This window comes from Streptomyces bambusae, from assembly GCF_020532645.1.
In the GTDB taxonomy this organism is placed as follows: domain Bacteria; phylum Actinomycetota; class Actinomycetes; order Streptomycetales; family Streptomycetaceae; genus Streptomyces; species Streptomyces bambusae.
The window spans coordinates 15,011-32,368 of record NZ_JAJAUZ010000048.1; the positions used below are offsets into that span (position 1 = coordinate 15,011).

A 17,358-nucleotide genomic window follows, 5' to 3' on the forward strand; every position below is an offset into this window, starting at 1 on the left:
CGGTCCGGGCGTAGCGTGTTCCACTGCCATGGGCGGGTGCGCACCTGCTTGCCCGACCGGCCGACCGGGGCCGCGCCCGGCCGGAGTGCGATGGCACAGAGGGGAGTTCACGAGCGTGAGCGAACGCCAGAACGGCAGGCCCACCCTGGAACAGGTCGCAGCACTGGCCGGTGTCGGCCGGGGTACGGTCTCGCGGGCCATCAACGGATCGCCGGGGGTGAGCGAGCAGGCCAAGGAGGCCATTGCCCGGGCCGTCGCAGAGCTGGGGTACGTACCGAATCAGGCGGCCAGGGTCCTGGCCGGCAGCCTGACGGACGCGGTCGCCCTCGTCATCCCGGAGACCGAGGCCAGGGTGTTCGCGGAACCGTACTTCCTCGACCTGATCCGCGGGGTGAGCACCGAGCTGGCACTGGCGGACAAGCAGTTGCTGCTCACGCTGATCCGCAGCGAGGCGGAGCGGCAGCGGTTCGAGCGCTACGTGGCCGCGCGACGGGTCGACGGTGTGCTGCTCGCGTCCGTGCACGGTGATGATCCGCTGCCCGCCCTCATCACGAGGCTGGGGATGCCGCTGGTGATGAACGGGCGGCGTTCGGCGGCCGAGCCGGTGGCCTACGTGGACTCCGACAACATCGGCGCCGGCCGGGCGGCCGTCGCCCACCTGGTGGGCCGGGGCCGCAGCAGGATCGCCACGATCACGGGGTCACAGGACATGTACGTGGCCAGAGCACGTCTGGGCGGCTACCTCGCGGGGCTCGCCGAGGCGGGGATCGTGCCCGATGAGGCCCTGGTGGCGGCCGGGGACTTCACCGAGGCCGGCGGCCGGCTGGCGATGCGCGAGCTCCTGGCGCGCGATCCCGGGCTGGACGCGGTCTTCGCCGCGTCGGACGTGATGGCCGCCGGTGCGCGGGCGGCGCTGCGCGAGGCGGGGCGGCGGGTCCCCGAGGACGTGGCGCTGGTGGGCGTGGACGATTCGGCGGTGGCCCGCCTGATGGATCCGCCGTTGACGAGCGTGCGGCAGCCGATCGAGGAGATGGGCCGCACCATGACCAGGCTGCTGCTCCAGAAGATCGGGGAGGGGAACGGAACGGGTCCCGTGGCGGGGGAGGAGCCGCAACGGATCCTTCCGACGGAGCTGGTTGTGCGGGAATCGTCGTGAGCCCGTGAGCCCGTGAGCCCGTGAGCCCGTGAGCCCGTGAGCCCGTGAGCCCGTGAGCCCTGAGCGTGGGCGTTCAGCGCGCCTCAGGGCTGAGGGCCGGGGCGGCTCGGCCCGAGGCCGTACGGAACCCGGACGTTCCGTACGGCCCCGGACCTTCACCGGCGGTGTGTCAGAGTGCTGGGTACGCGTTCTTCATCAGCTCCTGGAACTGGGCGGAGAACCACTGCCCGGCGAGCGGTGCGTTCGGAAGGGCTCCCGACATGCTGTTCCCGTTGCGTACGTTGCCCGTGTAGGTCGGGTCGCACATCCGGTCGAAGCCCTTGCCCTCGTCGTTGGGGATCTCCTTGCTCGCGCCGTCCGACTCACCCGGCGGCTTGACCCACACGTACGCGTCGATGCCGGCCGCAGGGGCCGCCTGCGGCCGCTCGCCCAGCCCTGCGCCCGACTGGTTGCACCAGTTGCCGAGGTGGATGCGCCGGTCGTACCGGCCGCCGTTGACGTACGTGTCGACGGTGGTCGAGGCGCCGGGGCCGGTGGGGCGGGCGGTGCCTCCCCAGCCGTTGCGGGAGGTGTCGATGAGCATGCCGATGTTGGGGTCGAAGCCCAGGGAGACCAGCTTGCTGCGCATACCCTGGGCGTAGGACAGCTCGTCGGTGTAGCGGTTCCAGTCGACCCACTTGGACTGGCGCACAGGGGTGCCGTTGACGGAATCGTCGATCCTGAAGTTCTCTTCCTTGAGCGCGCTGAAGTTGGCGGTGTTGACCACGAAGCCGTGCACGTGGGCGAGCGTGGAGCCCTCGGCGGTGGCGGCCTGCTTGAACATCTCGGCGGAGGCGCCGAGGTTGTCGTCCCAGCCGAGCCAGCCGTGGTGGCCGGCGTCCACGTAGTTGTAGACGTTGGGGATCGACCCGAGCTTGTTGAGCGCGTAGCCGACGCCCTTGATGTAGTTGCCGTTGGCCTTCATCACGTCGCAGTTGGGGGTGGCCGTCGGCCGCCCGGAGACGTTGGTGACCAGGTTCGGCAGGGAGTCGATCTCGATCGCGGTGACGATCCGCAGACCCGCGTACTTGGGGTCGGCGAGGATCCTGGCGATGGGGTCGATGTACTGCGTCTTGTACTTGTCGATCTCGGTGGGGCCCAGTTCACCGTTGGAGGCGAGCGCCGAGCAGTCCCGGCCGGGCAGGTTGTAGATCACCAGCTGGACCACGAGTTCACCGCTGCCCTTCTGTGCCAGGGCCGCGTCGAGGTGGGCGCGCAGGCCCATCCTGTCGCTGGCGCCGGTGACGAGGGCGATGCGGTCGAGCCAGACGGCGGTGGGCTGGTTCGACACCCTGCTGCCGCCGGGTTCGGCGGCCGCGTGAGCAGACCACTCGGGGTTCACGTACATCTTGGCGCCGGCGTAGGGGTTGTCGACCTTGCCGCCGGAGGGCGGAGGCGTGGTCGGCGGTGTCGTCGGCGGCGTGGTGGGGGGCTGCGTCGGCTCGGTGGCACCGTTGCAGGTGACGCCGTTCAGTTTGAACGTCGCGGGGACGGTGTTGGTGCCGGTGTGCGACCCGTTGAAGCCGAAGGACGTCGAACCGCCCGTGGCCAGCGATCCGTTGTAGGACATGCTCTTCGCGGTGACCTCGGCCCCGGACTGGGTGAGGGTGGCGTTCCAGCCCTGGGTGACCTGCTGGCCGTTCGCGTAGGACCACTCCACGGTCCAGGAGGCGACCGGGTCACCGGTGTTGGTGATGATCACGTTGGCGCCGAATCCGGTGTTCCACTGGTTGGTGATCTGGTACTCGACCTTGCAGCCCGCGGCGGCGGTGCCGGAAGTGGTGCCGAACGCCGTGGCGGTGGCGCCGGCGGCCGTGACGAGACTCAGGGCCGCCAATAAGGCGGTCCGGGGGATTGTGCGGCTCATGCCATGCCTTTCGTTCAGGGCGCGCAGGTGGCAGCGCAGCCCGGCGTCGAAGGGGGACAGTGCGGGGGGAACGCGGTCCGTGACCGGGGCGAAGGCAGGAAGGAGTGACCCACTGGCCCGGGTCCTTGTAGGCAATGCCGGAGCCGTCGGGTGCACCGTCACGGGACGAGGCCTGCACCGCTCCGCCGGGCAGCGCCGACGGGGGCGGGGACGTGAATGAGCGAACACGTGCGGCAAGGTGCGCCCTGACGGCGCGCCGACTCATGGAAGCGCTCCCACTTGGTGCGGCCCAGACCGTAGCGCCAAAGTGCGCCGAAAAAAAGAGGGATTGAGTAAATACCTCGCTCTGCGCCCGGGACTGTTCGGCGTCTTGACGGCGTCCCGTCATCTCTGCACAGTGGGAGCGCTCCCACTCGGTTCAGAACGTGTGCGCGATCGTGTCTGTCCCTCTCCGTCTCCCGAGCCGCGAGGAGAACCATCGGCATGTCGACACATCCCCCACCCGGATTCCACGGACGGCGCAGGCTGCTCGTCACGACTGCGGCGACCTTCTCCCTCTGCCTGCCCCTGGGCCTCACGGCTGCCGGCGCCGGCAGCGCCGCGGCCGCGGCCGTGCAGTGCAGCGTCGACTACAAGACCAACGACTGGGGCTCGGGCTTCACCGCCGAGCTCACTCTCACCAACCGGTCCGCCACAGCGATCGAGGACTGGACCCTCACCTACGACCACTCCGGCAACCAGCAGCTGACCAACGGCTGGAACGGCACCTGGACCCAGTCCGGCAAGAGTGTCCGCGTCGCGGCCCCGGGCTGGAACAGGACCGTCGCCGCCGGTGCCGCAGTCACCACCGGCGCCCAGTTCAGCTACAGCGGAACGAACGCCGCGCCCACGTCCTTCGCCGTCAACGGCACCCCGTGCACCGGAGCCCACCAGCCCCCGGTCGCCGTCCTGACCAGCCCCACCGCTGGCGCCGTCTACACGGCGGGAACTCCCGTCCCCCTCGCCGCCACCGCCGCCGCGGCCGACGGGGCCACCATCGGCAAGGTCGAGTTCTACAGCGACACCACCCTCCTCGGCACCGACACCTCCGAGCCCTTCACCCTCTCGGCCGCCGGGCTCTCCGTCGGCTCGCACTCCCTCTACGCCAAGGCGTACGACAGCCTCGGAGCATCAGCGGAGTCGGCCCCCGTCGGCATCACCGTCGCCGCCGGGCCCGCGCTCGTCGCCGCCCCGGCGCAGCTCTCCGTACGGCGTGGGGAGAGCGCCACCTTCGACCTGAAGCTGTCCGAGCAGCCGGCCGCGAACGTCACGGTGGGCGTCGCCCGTACCTCGGGCAACACCGACCTGTCCGCCTCACCCGCGACCCTCACCTTCACCCCGGCGGACTGGAACACCGCCCGGAAGGTGACCGTCGCCGCCGGGACCACCGGCAGCGGCACGGCCGTCTTCACCGCGACCGCCCCCGGCCACACGAAGGCCGAGGTGACGGTCGCACAGCTGGCCGCCGGCTCCACCTACGACGCCCGCTTCCTGGACCTCCACGGGAAGATCACCCATCCGGCGAACGGCTACTTCTCACCGGAGGGCATCCCCTACCACTCCGTCGAGACACTGATCGTCGAGGCCCCCGACCACGGGCACGAGACGACCTCGGAGGCGTACAGCTACCTGATCTGGCTGCAAGCGATGTACGGGAAGATCACCGGGGACTGGACCAAGTTCAACGGGGCGTGGGACACCATGGAGAAATTCATGATCCCCACCCACGCCGACCAGCCCACCACCGGCTCGTACAACGCCTCCAAGCCCGCCACCTACGCCCCCGAGCACGACCTCCCGTCGCAGTACCCGGCACGGCTCGACGGAGGAGTCACCGCCGGCTCGGACCCGATCGCCGGCGAGTTGAAGAGCACGTACGGCACGGACGACATCTACGGCATGCACTGGCTCCAGGACGTCGACAACGTCTACGGATACGGCAACGAGCCCGGTAAGTGCTCGGCCGGACCGGCCGCGACCGGACCCTCGTACATCAACACCTTCCAGCGCGGGCCCCAGGAATCGGTCTGGGAGACCGTTCCGCACCCCACCTGCGACAACTTCACCTTCGGGGGCAGGAACGGCTACCTCGACCTCTTCACCGGGGACTCCTCCTACGCCAGGCAGTGGAGATTCACCAACGCCCCGGACGCCGACGCACGCGCCGTCCAGGCCGCCTACTGGGCCGACATCTGGGCCAAGGCGCAGGGCAAGGGCACCCAGGTCACCGCGACCGTCGCCAAGGCCGCCAAGATGGGTGACTACCTGCGCTACTCCATGTTCGACAAGTACTTCAAGAAGTCCGGGAACTGCGTCGGCCCGACCACCTGCCCCGCCGGCACCGGCAAGGACAGCGCGCACTACCTGATGTCCTGGTACTACGCCTGGGGCGGCGCCGCCGACCCCTCGGCCGGCTGGTCCTGGCGGATCGGCTCCAGCCACGCGCACAGCGGGTACCAGAACCCGCTGGCCGCCTACGCACTCAGCGAGTACGCCCCGCTGAAACCCAAGTCGGCGACAGGTGCCACGGACTGGGCGACCAGCCTCGACCGGCAGCTGGACTTCTACCGCTGGCTCCAGTCCGACGAGGGCGCCATCGCCGGCGGCGCCACCAACAGCTGGCAGGGCCGCTACGCACAGCCGCCGGCCGGGACCCCCACCTTCCACGGTCTCTTCTACGACGAGAAGCCCGTCTACCACGACCCCGCTTCGAACCAGTGGTTCGGATTCCAGGCATGGTCCATGGAACGGGTCGCCGAGCTCTACCGGCAGACCGGCGACGCCGTCGCCAAGACCGTGCTCGACAAGTGGGTCCGCTGGGCCCTGTCGAAGACCACGATCAACCCCGACGGCACCTACCGGATCCCCTCCACCCTCCAGTGGTCCGGCGCACCCGACACCTGGAACCCGTCCGCGCCCGGAGCCAACAAGGGACTGCACGTCACGGTCGCCGACTACACCGACGACGTGGGCGTGGCGGCCGCCTACGCCAAGACGCTGACCTACTACGCGGCCAAGTCCGGTGACGCCGAGGCCAAGAGGGTCGCCAAGGCCCTGCTCGACGGCATGTGGGCCCACCACCAGGACCCGCTGGGGCTCTCCGTCCCGGAGACCCGGACCGACTACACGCGCTTCGACGACCCCGTGTACGTCCCGGGCACGTGGAGCGGCACGATGCCGAACGGCGACACGGTGAACTCCTCGTCCACCTTCGCCTCGATCCGCACCTTCTACGAGGACGACCCCGCCTGGCCGAAGGTCGAGGCGTACCTGGCGGGCGGCGCGGCGCCCGTCTTCACGTACCACCGGTTCTGGGCCCAGGCGGACATCGCCCTGGCCATGGGTGCGTACGCGGAACTGCTCGAATAACGGCCCGGCCCCGGGCGGCCCGGCGCGCACCGACGTCCCTGACGTCGGCACGCGCCGGGCTCCGGACGGCTCACAGCCCCAGTGCCAGCCGGTGGTAGGCCTGGTTCCAGCGGAGCTCGCGCCGGAACCGCTGCGGCGTGGTGGTCCCGTCGATGAGGGCGAGTTCCATGCGGAGCATCTCCGCCAGGTCGTCGAGGTGCTCGGACGTGAGGGCGGAACTGAGGACGGTGTGGTGCGGCCCGCCGGCCGTCAGCCAGGATTCGGTGGAGGTCCGCAGGTCCGGGTGGGGACGCCAGACGGCGCGGGCAACCGGCAGGAGGGGCAGTGGCTGCGGAGGGGCCACCACGTCGATGTCGTTGGCGATCAGGCGGAAGCGGTCGCCGAGGTCGGCGAGACCGACGACCACGGCCGGGCCGGGGGCTGCGTCGAACACCAGGCGCACCGGGTCCTCCCGCCCGCCGATGCCGAGGGGATGGATCTCGCAGGTGGGCCTGGCGGCCGCGAGGGTGGGGCAGACTTCGAGCATGTGCGCGCCGAGGATGAGCTCGTCGCCGGGCGTCATGTCGTAGGTGTAGTCCTCCATGAAGGAGGTGCCGCCGGGGAGGCCGGCGGCGGCAGCTTTGAGGGCGCGCAGCAGGACCGCGGTCTTCCAGTCGCCCTCTCCGCCGAAGCCGTAGCCCTGGGCCATGAGCCGCTGGACCGCGAGCCCGGGCAGCTGGCGCAGTCCGCCGAGGTCCTCGAAGTTGGTGGTGAAGGCGCCGAATCCGCCCCTTTCCAGGAAGGTGCGCAGGCCTGCTTCGATGCGGGCCGCGTACCGCAGTGAGCCGTGCCGGTCGCCGCCCGGCCGCAGTTCCGGCGCCAGGTGGTACAGGTCCCCGTACTCCTCGACGAGGGATGCCACTCGGGTGTCGTCCGCGCCGTCGACGACCTCCACCAGGTCGTTGACGCCGTAGGTGTTGACGGAGACGCCGAAGCGCAGCTGGGCCTCGACCTTGTCGCCCTCGGTGACGGCCACGTCGCGCATGTTGTCGCCGAAGCGGGCGACCTTGAGGGTGGCCAGTTCGGACCGTGCGGCCGCCGCGCGCGCCCAGACGGCGACGCGCGCGGTCGTTACCGGATCGGAGACGTGGCCCGCCACGGTCTTGCGGGGCACCCCGAGGCGGGTCTGGACGTGCCCGAACTCGCGGTCTCCGTGGGCGGCTTGGTTGAGGTTCATGAAGTCCATGTCGATGGTGTCCCAGGGCAGGGCCACGTTCGACTGGGTGTGGAGGTGCAGCAGCGGCTTGCGCAGCGCGTCCAGCCCGGCGATCCACATCTTGGCCGGCGAGAAGGTGTGCATCCAGGCGATGAGCCCGGTGCACCGGTCGTCGGCGTTCGCCTCCAGGCACGTCCGGCGGATGGCCTCGGCGTCGGTCAGGACCGGCTTCCAGACCACGCGTGCGGGAATGCCGGAGACGTCGGTCAGCAGGGCGGCGATCTGCCGCGACTGGTCGGCGACCTGCTCGAGTGTCTTCTCCCCGTACAGGCTTTGGCTGCCGGTGAGGAACCAGATCTCCCGGTCGGTGGTCGTTGGGCTGGTCACATGGACTCCTTGCGGTGGCGTCCCTCGATGGGGGCGGGCGGGTGTGCGGAGCGGACGGAGGGGGAGGTCAGAGCGCGGTGCGGGCCGTGTCGCGGATGTTCCTCAGCCGGTGCAGCAGGCCGCCGGTGCCGAAGTGGTCGTGCAGGAGGCGGTACTCGGCGAAGAGGGCGTCGTAGGCGTCGGCCCGGGAGGCGTCGGGCGTGTACACGGCCGGCAGTCGGCGGCCCATGGCGGCGGTGGCCGCGCGGACGTCGGAGTGGGCGCCGGCGGCCACCGCCGCGTGGATGGCCGACCCGAGGGCGGGGCCCTGCTCGGACGCGGCGAGGGAGACGGGGCGTCGCAGCACGTCGGAGTAGATCTGCATCAGCAGTTCGTTCTTGGCCAGTCCGCCGGCGACGATGAACTCGTGCACCGGTACGCCGCCTGCTTCCAGGGCTTCCACGATGACGCGGGTGCCGAACGCGGTGGCTTCGAGCAGTGCGCGGTAGACGTCCTCGGGGCGGGTCGCGAGGGTGAGGCCGACGATGACTCCGGAGAGGTGGTGGTCGACGAGGACCGAGCGGTTGCCGTTCAGCCAGTCGAGGGCGACCAGGCCGTGCCCGCCGACGGGCTGCCGGGCGGCTTTGCGGGTCAGCAGGGTGTGCAGGTCCTCGCCGCGGCCGTCGGCCTCGGCCAGGTAGTCCGGCGGGACGCCTTGGTCCAGCACCCAGGCGAAGATGTCGCCGACCGCGCTCTGGCCGGCCTCGTAGCCGTAGGTGCCCTCGACGATTCCGCCGGCCACCACACCGCAGATGCCGGGGACGTCGGCGAGGACGGGGGCGTTCACGACGTGGCAGGTGGAGGTCCCCATGATGGCGAGCAGTTGACCGTCCTCGACGGCCTGGGCGGCCGCGGCGGTGACATGGGCGTCGACGTTGCCGGCGGCCACGGCGATCCCGGCGGGCAGCCCCGTCCAGGCTGCTGCCTCGGTGCAGAGGGAGCCCACGCGTGAGCCGAGGGCGGCGAGGGGGAAGGCGAGCCGGGTGCGTGCGAAGTCGCCGAACCGTGGGTTCAAGGCCGCCAGGTACTCCTCGCCGGGGTACGAGCCGTCCTGGTGGATGCCCTTGTAGCCGGCGGTGCAGGCGTTGCGGGACTCGGATCCGGTGAGCTGCCACACGATCCAGTCGGCGGCCTCGATCCACCGTGCGCAGGCTTCGTAGACGAGCGGATCCTCCTCAAGGACCTGGAGGGCCTTGGCGAACTGCCACTCTGCGGAGATCCGGCCGCCGTAGCGGGCGATCCACTTCTCGCCGCGGGCGTGGGCGAGTTCGTTGATGCGGTCGGCGTACGGCTGGGCCGCATGGTGCTTCCACAGCTTGGGCCATGCGTGCGGGCGTCCGGCGAGGTCGGTCTCGGCGAGGGGGGTCCCGTCGGCCAGTGTGGGGAGCACGGTGCAGGCGGTGAAGTCGGTGGCGATGCCGATCACCGCGGCGGGATCGATCCCGGCTGCCGCCACGGCCTCCGGGACGGCGTGGCGCAGTACGTCCCGCCAGTCCTGGGGGTGTTGCAGGGCCCAGTCCGGCGGAAGTTGCGCACCGCCGCGCGGCAGCTGCCGGTCGATGACGCCGTGCCGGTAGACGTGGACCGCCGCAGCCAGCTCCCGGCCGTCGCGGACCCGGACCACCACGGCGCGGCCCGACAGCGTGCCGAAATCGACGCCGACCGTGTACTGCTCGGGTTCCCCGGCATGCGGGAGGGGCGCGGGGTGAGGGGGTGACGTCAACGGAGTGCCTTTCGAAGGGGATGCGGGGCGGATGGCGGTGCAGCAGGCGACCGGAGGTGCCGGGCCGGTGATTGCGGCAGTCGGGAGGAGAGCCCGAGGGCACCGATTGTGAGCGCTAACAATGCCAGGAGGCAAGACGCAGGTGCGGATCATGTGCGCCATTCCCGCGCGACGTTGGGGTCCGGATCGTCGGTGCGGACCGGTAAATGGACAGGAAATGCATGCACGGGGGTTGAGAAGCGGGCTTGTTAGCGCTCACAATGCGACGGCGCCCGCCTCGGGCAACCCTTCCTGCCCACCGAGCCCCGACGCCGCCGTGCCCCCGACCCGGGCACGCACGGCCCGGGTCGGGCGCTTTCCGCACCTCCCGAAAGGACACCCGTCATGGCCCGCAGAGCAGCTCTCGTCCTCACCGCCGCCCTCCTCGCCTCCTCGGCACTGACCGCCTGCTCGACCGAGGGCCCCGGCTCCGGCCCGGCCGCCGCGACCAAGGCGCGCTCCGGCGGCCCGATCACCATGGGTTTTGCCCAGGTCGGCGCAGAGAGCGGTTGGCGTACCGCCAACACCAAGTCCGTCCAGGAGGCCGCGAAGAAGGCCGGCATCACCCTCAAGTTCTCCGACGCGCAGCAGAAGCAGGAGAACCAGATCAAGGCGATCCGCACCTTCATCCAGCAGAAGGTCGACGTCATCGCGTTCTCGCCGGTCGTGGAATCCGGCTGGGACACGGTGCTCAAGGAGGCCAAGGACGCGGGCATCCCGGTCATCCTCACCGACCGCGCCGTGGACACCCAGGACGCCTCCCTCTACAAGACCTTCCTGGGCTCCGACTTCGTCAAGGAGGGCAAGTCCGCGGGCGAGTGGCTGACCGGCGCCTACGCGAACCAGCCGGGGCCGGTCAACATCGTCGAGCTCCAGGGCACCACGGGCTCCGCACCCGCCAACGACCGCAAGGCCGGCTTCGCCGACGCCATCCGCAGCGACGGCAAGTTCAAGATCGTCGCTTCGCAGACGGGGGACTTCACCCGTGCCAAGGGCAAGGAGGTCATGCAGGCGTTCCTGAAGTCCCAGAAGGACATCGACGTCCTCTACGCCCACAACGACGACATGGCCCTCGGCGCGATCCAGGCCATCGAGGAGTCCGGCAAGAAGCCCGGTACGGACATCAAGGTGATCTCGGTGGACGGGATCAAGGACGCCTTCGTCGCCATGACCCAGGGCAAGATCAACGTCGTGGTGGAGTGCAACCCCATGCTCGGGGGCCAGCTGATGGAGCTGGCCAAGAAGGTCGTGGCGGGGGAGACCGTGCCGAAGCGTGTCGAGACCGAGGAAGGCGTCTTCCCGCAGGACAAGGCCGCAGCCGCGCTGCCGTCCCGGACCTACTGACGCGGCAGGCTCCGGTGCCGGCGGAGCCCCGGCCCCGGTGCCGTCCCGTCAGCCGGCTCCCGTTCCACCACCGACCCATGACAGGAGGGCGGATGGCATCCCCGTCCACCCCGCGGCCGGTCCTGGAAGCCCAGGACGTCCGCAAGCAGTTCCCGGGCGTGCTCGCCCTCGACGGAGTCGCCCTGCGGCTCTTCCCCGGTGAGGTGCACGCCCTGATGGGCGAGAACGGCGCCGGGAAGTCCACTTTGATCAAGGTGCTCACCGGCGTCCACCCCGCGGACGGCGGGAGCATCCTCGTCGACGGCCGGCCCCATGCGTTCACGGACCCCCTCCACGCGCAGCAGGCCGGAATCAGCACCGTCTATCAGGAGGTGAACCTCTGCCCGAACCTCTCGGTCGCCGAGAACATCCTCATCGGGCGCGAACCGCGCCGGTTCGGTCTCGTCCACTGGTCCGCCCTGAGGAAGCGGGCCGCAGAGCTGCTGACCGAGTTGGACCTGCACCTGGACGTCACGAGCCTGCTCGGCTCGCACTCACTGGCGGTGCAGCAACTGGTCGCGATCGTTCGGGCCGTGGACGTCTCGGCCAAGGTCCTCGTGCTGGACGAACCGACGTCGAGCCTGGACCGGGAGGAGGTGGCCCAGCTCTTCACGCTGGTGCGGCGCCTGCGGGACCGCGGTGTGGCCATCCTGTTCGTGACGCACTTCCTCGACCAGGTATTCGATCTGTGCGACCGCGTCACCATCCTGCGCAACGGCCGCCTGGAAGGCGAGTACCCCATCGGCGAACTCACTCCGGTGACGCTGGTCCAGCGCATGATCGGCGGCGAACTGGCAGCCCTCGACCAGCTGTCCGGCCGCGACGCCGGGGAGCCGTCCGGCCGGGCGTCCGCCGAACCGTTCCTCCGGGCCCGCCGGCTGGCCCGTGCGGGCTCGATCGAACCGTACGACCTCGACATCCACGGCGGAGAGGTCGTCGGACTGGCCGGCCTCCTGGGTTCGGGCCGCACCGAGGCGGCGCGCCTCCTGTTCGGAGCGGACAGCGCAGATGGGGGAGAAGTGCGCATCGAGGGCGAGAGGACAGCCCTGCGCACCCCCCGCCACGCCATCGCCCGGGGCATCGCGTTCTGCTCCGAGAACCGCAAGTCCGAAGGGCTGGTGGGCGAGCTCACGGTCCGCGAGAACATCGTCCTGGCCCTGCAGGCCACCCGCGGCTGGACCAGACCCCTGGCCCGCGCCCAGCAGGACGAACTGGCACGGCACTGGATCAAAGCCCTGGACATCCGCCCGGCCGACCCCGAAGCGCAGATAGGCCACCTCAGCGGCGGAAACCAGCAGAAGGTCCTCCTCGCCCGGTGGCTGCTGACCGCACCGCGGCTCCTGATCCTCGACGAACCCACCCGGGGCATCGACATCGGGGCCAAGGCCGAGATCCAGCGACTCGTGGCCCGCCTGGCGGACGAAGGCACCGCCGTGCTGTTCATCTCGGCGGAACTCGAAGAGGTCCTGCGCCTGAGCCACCGCATCGCCGTGCTCCGCGACCACCGCATGGTCGCCACCTTTGAGAACGACGACAGCGTCACACCCGACCGCGTCTTCACGACCATCGCCACCGGAGCCGCCTCATGACCCCCCACCCCGCCACGGACCGGGCGTCCGGCGGAGCCGGGAGACGACTGGCGGGCCACCGGCTGCTGTGGCCCGCGCTCGCCCTGCTCGCCCTGCTCCTCGGCAACCTCGCGTTCCACCACGACTTCTTCGCCGTCCGCGTACGCGACGGCCACCTCTACGGCAGCCTCATCGACATCCTCCAGTTCGGGGCGCCCCTCATCCTGGTGGCGCTCGGCATGACCCTCGTCATCGCCACCCGTGGCATCGACCTCTCGGTGGGCTCCACGGTCGCCATCGCCGGCGCCCTCGCCTGCGGGCACATATCCACCGCCGCCCGTCCCGGCAGCGTCGCCACCATGGTCACGGCTGTCGCCCTCGCCCTCGGAGTCGCCCTCGTACTGGGCCTCGCCAACGGCCTCCTGGTGGCCGGGCTGGGGGTACAGCCCATCGTGGCCACGTTGATCCTCATGGTCGCCGGCCGCGGAGTCGCCCAGCTGATCGGCGACGGCCAGATCATCACCGTCACCAGCGCCCCCTACAAGATGATCGGCGGCGGCTACTGGCTGTTCTTCCCGTTCGCCGTCCTCCTGGCAGCCGCCCTCGTCGCGCTCACCGCCTTCGTCACCCGTCGCAGCGCGCTCGGCATGCTGATCGAGTCCGTGGGCGGCAACCCCGCCGCCAGCCACCTCGTCGGGATCCGCGCCGGCGGTCTGCTCGCCCTCGTCTACGTCTTCAGCGCGCTGTGCGCCGCCGTCGCCGGGCTGATGATCAGCTCGAACGTCTCCAGCGCCGACGGGAACAACGCCGGCCTCTGGATCGAACTCGACGCGATCCTGGCGGTCGTCATCGGAGGCACCGCCCTGACCGGAGGACGCTTCTCCCTGGGGGGAACCGTCCTGGGCGCCCTGACCATCCAGACCCTCTCCACCACCGTCTACACCCTCGGCGTCCCGCCCGAGACCACCCTCGTCTTCAAGGCGTTCGTCGTCATCGTCGTCTGCCTCGTGCAGTCACCGGCCTTCCGGGCCAAGGCCCTGCGCCGCCGCAGGACGAACGCCCCCCGACCCCACAAGACGGCGGGTGCAGCCCCGCAGCACCAGGAGGCAGGCGCATGACCACCGGCATGGCGAGTGCCGCCGCGCAACTCACCCGCCCGTTCGCCACCGTGTCCCCTCGCACCCGCATCCGCATCCCGCTGATCGTCACGGCCGTCCTGCTGGTCGCCATGTTCGGCGTCGGATCGGTGCGCTACGAGGGCTTCTTCTCCTCGCAGGTCCTGCTCAACCTGCTGATCGACAACGGGTTCCTGCTGGTCGTCGCCGTCGGGGCGACGTTCGTCATCCTCACTGGCGGCATCGACCTGTCCGTCGGCTCCGTGGTGGCCCTGTCGACCATGCTCACCGCCTGGCTGATCGAATCCCAGGGCTGGCCCCTGGCCACCGTCATCCCCCTGGTCCTCCTGGTCGGTGCCGCCGGCGGGACCCTCATGGGCTGGATCATCCACGCCTTCGAGATCCAGCCGTTCATCGTCACCCTGGCCGGCATGTTCCTCGCCCGCGGGCTCTGCTACATGATCAGCACCGAATCCATCACGATCAGCGACCCCACCACCGTGGGCATCGCGCAGACCCGGCTGTACGGTCCGGGGGGACTGTTCGTCTCGATCCCGGTGGTCATCGCCCTGGCCGTACTGGTGACCGCCTTCGTCGTCCTGCACCACACGCGCTTCGGTCGCAACGTGTACGCGCTGGGGGGCAACGAGTCGTCCGCGCGCCTGATGGGCCTCCCGGTGGGCGCAACCAAGATCGCCGTGTACGCCGTCAGCGGCCTGTGCTCCGCACTGGGCGGCCTCCTGCTGACCTTCTACATGCTCTCCGGCTACGCCCTGCACGCCATGGGCATGGAACTCGACGCCATCGCCGCCACCGTGATCGGCGGCTCGCTGCTGACCGGAGGCTCCGGCTTCGTCCTGGGCACCGCCCTCGGCGTGCTCGTCCTCGGCCTCATCCAGACGGTCGTCAACTTCCAGGGCACGCTCAGCTCCTGGTGGACCCGCATCGTCATCGGCGCCCTGCTGCTCGTGTTCATCGTGCTGCAACGACTGATGACCGGACGCCGCCCCGCCGCCGACTGACCCAAGGGAACACCTCCATGGAACACTTACGCGAGTCCTCCGGCCGGGCCGTCGAGCCCGGGCAGACCACCGCCGGTCCGAGGGCGGACCACCCCCAGCGCCTGGACGGCGAAGGAACGGGAGAGCGGTGGCGGTTCGGCTTCCCGGGCCGGGCCCGCGCGGAGGTCCACACGCACGGGGCCCGCCTCCGTTCGCTGGTCCTGCCCGACCGCTGGGGCTACAACGCCGATGTGGTGCTCGCCCCCCGCGACGCCGGCGCCTGCGAGGGCTCGGCACGCTACTTCGGCGCAACGGCGGGCCGGTACGCCAACCGGATCGCGGGCGGCCGGCTCGTCCTCGACGGGGTCACCCACCGGCTCGCCACCCAGGAGAACGGGCACACGCTGCACGGCGGCCCCGACGGGTTCGACCAGCGGGTCTGGCGGTGTGAACCCTTCCACTCCGCGCACCGCACCGGTGTCCGCCTGTACCTGCACAGCCCCGACGGCGACCAGGGATTCCCCGGTGCCCTCGACGTCCACGTCACCTACACGCTGGACCGGGAGGACAACCTGACTCTGTCGTACCACGCGGCCGCCGACGCGCCGACGGTCGTCAATCTCACCAACCACGCCTACTGGAACCTCGAGGGCGAGGGGCGCGGCAACGTCCTGGGCCACCATCTCCAGGTCGAGGCCCCCTTCTACACCCCGGTCGACGCCGAGCTGATCCCCGACGGCCCACACCGCTCGGTGAGCGGTACCCCGTTCGACCTCCGCCGGCCCCGGCGCCTCTCCGACGTCCTGACCCGACCGGATGCGCAACTGGCTCTCGCCGGAGGCGGCTTCGACCACAACTGGGTCCTCGGCGGCGCCAGGCAGGACCGTCCCCTGAAGGCTGCCGTTCTGTACGCCCCCGCTTCAGGACGGCGCATGGACGTCCTCACCACGGAACCGGGAATCCAGGTGTACACCGCCCAGGGCCTGACCGGCGACATCACGGGCAAGGGGGGCAGGCCCTACCAGGCCTATGCGGGGGTCGCGCTGGAAACGCAGCACTTCCCGGACTCGCCGAACCGCTCCGACCACCCGACGGTCGTCCTGCGTCCGGGCGAGGTGTACCGGTCGACGACGATCCACCGGTTCACGACGGTCACCTCCTGAGAGGGCGGCGCCGGCCGTGGCCGCTGTCCGGTGCCGGGGGGCACCGGACAGCGGTTTCGTCATGGCACGGCCTCCGCCGGGACCGGTACCGGTTCTCCCGGTGGCGCCGATCCCCGTGCGGACGAGGGTCATTCGGCGGCGGGAGCGATCCTGCGGGCCGTGCTGGCGCGCACGATCAGCTCGGGCGCCACCACCAGGTGGGTCGACTCGTCGGTGCGGCCTTCGATGTGGTCGAGGAGCAGGCCGATGCTGTCGCGTCCGAGCGAGGCGAAGTCCTGCCGGATGGTCGTCAGCGGAGGCGGGAAGAACTCCGCCTCGGGGATGTCGTCGAACCCGGCCACCGCCACGTCCTCCGGTGTGCGCAGTCCCGCTTCCCGCAAGGCCCGCAGGACACCGAGGGCCATCTGGTCGTTGGCGACGAACACGGCGGTGAGGCCGGCGCCCCGCCCCCGTGAGGCCAGGACCCGGCCCGCGAGCTGCTGACCGGCCTGGTAGCCCGACAGCGGACTCCAGTCGCCGCGCAGCACGGGCGGGACGTCGGCGCCGGCCTCGCGCAGCGTCTCCTCCCAGCCCTGCGTGCGGGCCTCGCTCTCCAGCCAGTCGGACGGACCCGCCACGTGCCACACGGTGGCGTGGCCCGAGGCGAGCAGGTGCTCCGTGATCATGCGGGCGCCGAGGTTCTGGTCCAGCGACACCCCCGGCAGGTCGAGGGTGTGGCCGCCTTCCACGGTGACCACCGGGCAGGGTGCTTCCAGTGCCGCCAGGGCGCGCACCGCGGCACGCTGCGGAGTGACGGCGACGATCCCCTCCACGCCCCATCCGGCGAGGTGCTGCATGGCTTCGGCGAGAGCCGTCTGGGTGGCGGTCCGCAGCGTGACGGCGGAGGTCAGGTAGCCGCGGTCCCGGGCCGCCTCCTGCACTCCCGCCACGGTGCTGGCGGGCCCGTGCAGCGTGGTGTTCACCGCGATGACGCCCAGGGTGTGGGTCCGCCGGGTGGCCAGCGCCCGGGCCGCCGAGTTGCGCCGGTACCCCAGCTGTTCGATGACCTGCGTCACCGCGGCGCGGGTCTTGGCGCTGACGTTCGGGTGGTCGCTGAGCACCCGTGAAACGGTCTGGTGGGACACGCCGGCGACGCGCGCGACGTCCGTCATCGTGGGCGCTCGCGAGACGTCCGGGGGCTGGGTCAATTCTCTTCCTTTCCTCATCGAGCGGCCTTCCCTCAAGGTATCGAACCCGGCGCGGCCCGCACACACCTGGGACCGTTCGGGAGGTGAT

11 protein-coding genes are annotated in these 17,358 nt (G+C 70.7%); 7 read left to right on the top strand and 4 right to left on the bottom strand.

All coding sequences use genetic code 11. The features are described 5' to 3' along the window. Window positions 1-115: 115 nt before the first annotated feature. Window positions 116-1,156 carry a LacI family DNA-binding transcriptional regulator gene (locus LG634_RS27360; protein ID WP_226737377.1) on the top strand — a complete coding sequence of 347 codons (1,041 nt, stop codon included), beginning with the start codon at window positions 116-118 and terminating at the stop codon, window positions 1,154-1,156. Between the two features lie 169 nt (window positions 1,157-1,325). Here the strand turns inward: LG634_RS27360 and LG634_RS27365 are convergent, their stop codons facing one another. Further along, window positions 1,326-3,062, bottom strand: a complete 1,737-nt coding sequence (locus LG634_RS27365; protein ID WP_226737379.1) for a glycoside hydrolase family 6 protein — start codon at window positions 3,060-3,062, stop codon at window positions 1,326-1,328. Between the two features lie 483 nt (window positions 3,063-3,545). Between LG634_RS27365 and LG634_RS27370 the strand changes: the two genes are divergently transcribed. Further along, window positions 3,546-6,470 carry a glycoside hydrolase family 48 protein gene (locus LG634_RS27370; RefSeq protein WP_226737381.1) on the top strand — a complete coding sequence of 975 codons (2,925 nt, stop codon included), beginning with the start codon at window positions 3,546-3,548 and terminating at the stop codon, window positions 6,468-6,470. A gap of 70 nt (window positions 6,471-6,540) precedes the next feature. Here LG634_RS27370 and araA read toward each other — a convergent pair whose 3' ends face one another. Together araA and araB are read right to left on the bottom strand one after the other, a co-directional pair. Then, window positions 6,541-8,052, bottom strand: a complete 1,512-nt coding sequence (gene araA / locus LG634_RS27375; protein WP_226737383.1) for an L-arabinose isomerase — start codon at window positions 8,050-8,052, stop codon at window positions 6,541-6,543. 67 nt (window positions 8,053-8,119) lie between these two features. Further along, the gene (araB, locus tag LG634_RS27380; RefSeq protein ID WP_226737385.1) at window positions 8,120-9,814 is read right to left on the bottom strand and encodes a ribulokinase; all 1,695 of its coding nucleotides are present in this window, start codon (window positions 9,812-9,814) and stop codon (window positions 8,120-8,122) included. 384 nt (window positions 9,815-10,198) lie between these two features. Between araB and LG634_RS27385 the strand changes: the two genes are divergently transcribed. The 5 genes from LG634_RS27385 (at window position 10,199) to LG634_RS27405 (ending at window position 16,083) form a co-directional block, all read left to right on the top strand. Continuing rightward, window positions 10,199-11,197, top strand: a complete 999-nt coding sequence (locus tag LG634_RS27385) for an ABC transporter substrate-binding protein (protein WP_226737387.1) — start codon at window positions 10,199-10,201, stop codon at window positions 11,195-11,197. Between the two features lie 92 nt (window positions 11,198-11,289). Next, window positions 11,290-12,825 carry a sugar ABC transporter ATP-binding protein gene (locus LG634_RS27390; RefSeq protein WP_226737390.1) on the top strand — a complete coding sequence of 512 codons (1,536 nt, stop codon included), beginning with the start codon at window positions 11,290-11,292 and terminating at the stop codon, window positions 12,823-12,825. Further along, the gene (locus LG634_RS27395; protein ID WP_226737391.1) at window positions 12,822-13,922 is read left to right on the top strand and encodes an ABC transporter permease; all 1,101 of its coding nucleotides are present in this window, start codon (window positions 12,822-12,824) and stop codon (window positions 13,920-13,922) included. The genes LG634_RS27390 and LG634_RS27395 overlap by 4 nt, the downstream gene beginning before the upstream one ends. After that, the gene (gene yjfF, locus LG634_RS27400) at window positions 13,919-14,941 is read left to right on the top strand and encodes a galactofuranose ABC transporter, permease protein YjfF (protein ID WP_226737393.1); all 1,023 of its coding nucleotides are present in this window, start codon (window positions 13,919-13,921) and stop codon (window positions 14,939-14,941) included. Before LG634_RS27395 ends, yjfF begins: the two co-directional genes overlap by 4 nt. A 17-nt stretch (window positions 14,942-14,958) precedes the next feature. Then, on the top strand, window positions 14,959-16,083 hold the full coding sequence (locus LG634_RS27405; RefSeq protein ID WP_226737395.1) for an aldose epimerase family protein: 1,125 nt from the start codon (window positions 14,959-14,961) through the stop codon (window positions 16,081-16,083). A 128-nt stretch (window positions 16,084-16,211) separates the two neighbouring features. Here the strand turns inward: LG634_RS27405 and LG634_RS27410 are convergent, their stop codons facing one another. Beyond that, window positions 16,212-17,288, bottom strand: a complete 1,077-nt coding sequence (locus LG634_RS27410) for a LacI family DNA-binding transcriptional regulator (RefSeq protein WP_372482497.1) — start codon at window positions 17,286-17,288, stop codon at window positions 16,212-16,214. Window positions 17,289-17,358: the final 70 nt, after the last annotated feature.